3 protein-coding genes and 1 pseudogene are annotated in these 3074 nt (G+C 59.8%); 2 read left to right on the plus strand and 2 right to left on the minus strand.

What is annotated here, in order from left to right; all coding sequences use genetic code 11:
• The coding region (locus tag A2I95_RS29010; RefSeq protein WP_291735466.1) for an SdrD B-like domain-containing protein at positions 1 to 1656 on the plus strand (1656 nt) is incomplete at its 5' end.
• Positions 1657 to 1732: 76 nt separating this feature from the next.
• Positions 1733 to 2374: a hypothetical protein gene (locus tag A2I95_RS29015; protein WP_291735468.1), complete on the plus strand. Its 642-nt coding sequence runs from the start codon at positions 1733 to 1735 to the stop codon at positions 2372 to 2374.
• 108 nt (positions 2375 to 2482) lie between these two features.
• On the opposite strand, the gene A2I95_RS29020 is transcribed toward A2I95_RS29015, so the two are convergent.
• Both A2I95_RS29020 and A2I95_RS29025 read right to left on the minus strand, forming a co-directional pair.
• Entirely contained in the window at positions 2483 to 2680 is a 198-nt protein-coding gene (locus A2I95_RS29020; protein WP_291735469.1) for a hypothetical protein, read from the minus strand.
• Positions 2681 to 2746: 66 nt separating this feature from the next.
• Positions 2747 to 3074, minus strand: a pseudogene (locus A2I95_RS29025) (hypothetical protein); the annotation flags it as partial.

Raw genomic sequence — 3074 nt, forward strand, 5'->3', positions numbered from 1 at the left:
CTGCTGGACCAGCAGACCACAGATGAGAACGGCAACTACCTGTTCACCGGTCTTGCGGCGGGCGATTACAAGGTCGGGTTCATCCTGCCTGAGGGCTTTGCATTCACCTCGGCCAACCAGGGCGGCGACGATGCCCGGGATTCCGATGCGGTGACCATGCCGGGCGATCCGGACTTTGCGATGACGCAGGTCGTTTCCCTGGCTGCGGGCGAATCCAATCTGACGCTCGACGCAGGTCTGCTGCGCTGCGGCTTGATCGAAGGCACCAGCCAGATCGATGAGAACTCGCCCGTGGGCGGTTTCGACCTGCTGGTGGGCTGCGACACCAATGACACGATCGTCGGCTTCTCCGGTGAAGACACGCTGATCGGCAATGGCGGCAATGACGTCCTGAACGGCGACAGCTATGATGACCGGCTGGAAGGCGGCGAGGGCGAAGACGATCTGAATGGCGGATCCGAAAACGACATCCTTGTCGGCGGCGCCGGCAACGACAACCTCAACGGCGGGGGCGAAGTCGACACCGCAGTCTTCGGTGGCAACTATGCTGATGCGACGGTCGAAATCGTGGACCTGTTCACCGGCGAGCTGACGGTCACCTCGGTCGATGGTACGGACCAGGTGCGCAATGTCGAATTCCTGCAGTTCGACGATGTCACAGTCGCGGTCGAGGCGCTCCTGCCCGGCGGCACCAGCGATAAGGTTGCTGCCCCGGCTCCCGGCGGTTCAGTCAATATCGACGTTCTGGCCAACGACCTAGAACTGTCCGAGGGCACATTGTCGGTGGCCCAGGTCAATGATGGCGGGTTCGGGTCCGCCGTGATCGAGCCGGACGGGACCGTGACCTATACGGCCGGCGCGAATTTCGATGGCTTCGATTTCTTCACCTATACCGTGACCAATGGTGAGGGTTTTGTCAGAACCGTCGAAGTCCAGGTCGGCGACGTCCCGGCGCTTGATCCCGCCGATCCCGGTGTGACCGTTCTGGTCGAAGCGCCGGGCGACAACGGGGTCGCATATGACGGTACCGGTGGCAATGACAGCATCCTCGGCACACGCGGCGAGGACACAATCAACGGCAGGGGCGGCAATGATGTCGTCGAAGGCGGCCGCGGCGATGACAACCTGCGCGGAGCGGCGGGCAACGATATGCTGCTCGGCGGCGAAGGCGATGACACCATCAATGCGGATGGTCAGGGGGATGTCGCCTTGGGCGGTATCGGCGACGACGTGCTGAACGGGCAGTTCGACGATGACATCCTGTTCGGCGGTGCCGGCGATGATTTCGTCCGGGGATTGCAGGGATCGGACTTTGTTTCGGGGGGGGCTGGTGATGACCGGTTCCAAAGCCCCAACAGCGGTGCCGATACGGTTCTTGGCGGCGCGGGGGCGGACGAGTTTGTCTGGTCCGAAGCGACCGATGCCGGCGAACGCGATTTCCTCGACGGGGAAAGCGGTGTCGACACACTGGAGATTTCGCTGAACGGTGCAGATGCGCTTGCGGTTCAGGCTGAAATCGATGCCTATCTGGCAATTGTCGCTGCCAACGCACCGGCACCGGGCAGCATCAATGACGGCAGTGTTCTGACGGATACCTTCAGCTTCACAACCATCGATCTGGACATCCGCAATATCGAAGATGTGCAGATCGTCTAAGCCACGGAAAGGGCTCTTTAAGAGCCCTTTCATTCAAAGGGGCGCAGCGCCAAGTCAGCCCCCTCTAGACAACACATTGTTTTACCCGATTATCCGCGAAAAATCAGGGTCTCGGAAACCTGTGCATCTGCAAGGTGTGGTTTCCAAGGGGATCGCAGCCGGAAATCAATCGCGTATGAAACGAACAAGTAATTACCTATTCCTCTTCACACTTACCATGAGCTTCGCGGCTGATTTGACTGCCAGCTACGCGGAAGCGAAACCGGAGCCAGTAGAGCTCCCGGGCGGCTTCGAACTTGAAAGCTCCCTCGATGAAGCACAGCAGCACGCAAATTCCCGAGGTTGGCAACTCGTTCGGCTTTCACCGGAGCTGCCAGGCCAATGGGAAGTGGCAGGTGACACGGGAGCTGAAGTCGGTCTTTTCGTTTGCGGCGATACAGTTACCAGCGTCCATCAATACAAGCCCGGCGACTTGGATGAGTTCGCCAGAATTGTCACTGAACTTCGGATTGCTCGCCGCCAAATGGAACCCGCGATCCAAGTCGTGACATTTATGGCAGGGGCGGCTCAGATTTCGAATGTCGATGTGAAGTTCGCAGAATTGGGCGGAATCAAAGTAAAAGTGCAGTTGAGCAGCACCGGAGGCCGCCTTGGGATTTCCACGAACTATTCCATGGGAGGCGAATGCCAGAAGCCAGAAGCCATGATGCCGGTTTAACTGTAAAACACGCGGCTTGATCTGACATTTCTGCTTTGCGCACCCGGTGACATTATCGCTTTGCGCGTACAGCTTACAGAAGCATAAGGCGTATTATGTAATATACTTTCAATTGCGCCCCCTAAAATCGGCAAGCCAGCGCAAGTGCAGCATCACCTGATGCCGCTGACGGGCTGCCGCCAACAGCCCGGCAAACGGCAAGCCCTTGATCTTCCTGACATCACACAACTGCTCTGCCGGCAGCTGGCCCGGGTTCAGGTTCCGCAGCCGCAGGACCCCAATGTCAAAAGTGTATACGTTCGGCATATCCTGCCAATGTCATCCCCAGCCGGTGCCACCCTCAACCAGTGTCATCCTTAGCCCCGGCCATCCTCAAAACAGAAAGTCATCCGCATCCAGCCGGCCCGGGTTCAGGTCTTCCAGAAAGATCCTGCCCGAGCCGGTGAGGATCAGCGCTCCGCCGTCCTGGCGGCTGATGTCCAGATCCGCAAACCCGTCCGCCGCGGCCCCCTCAAGATCAATCAGGTCGCGGCCCGGGCGGAAGTCGGAAATGGTGTCGCGCCCGTGGCCGCGGGCAAAGACAAAGACATCCTCGCCGCCGCCGCCGCTGAGCAGATCATGCCCCTTGCCGCCTTCCAGCCGGTCATCGCCGCCCTGGCCGGACAGCTGGTCGCGGCCCTTGCCGCCGTCCAGCGTATCG

This window comes from Leisingera sp. F5 (assembly GCF_001593695.1).

Coding starts and splice junctions, on each gene's coding strand:
- A2I95_RS29020 (WP_291735469.1), bottom strand. CDS start 2,680: ATGCCGAACGTATACACTTTTGACATTGGGGTCCTGCGGCTGCGGAAC.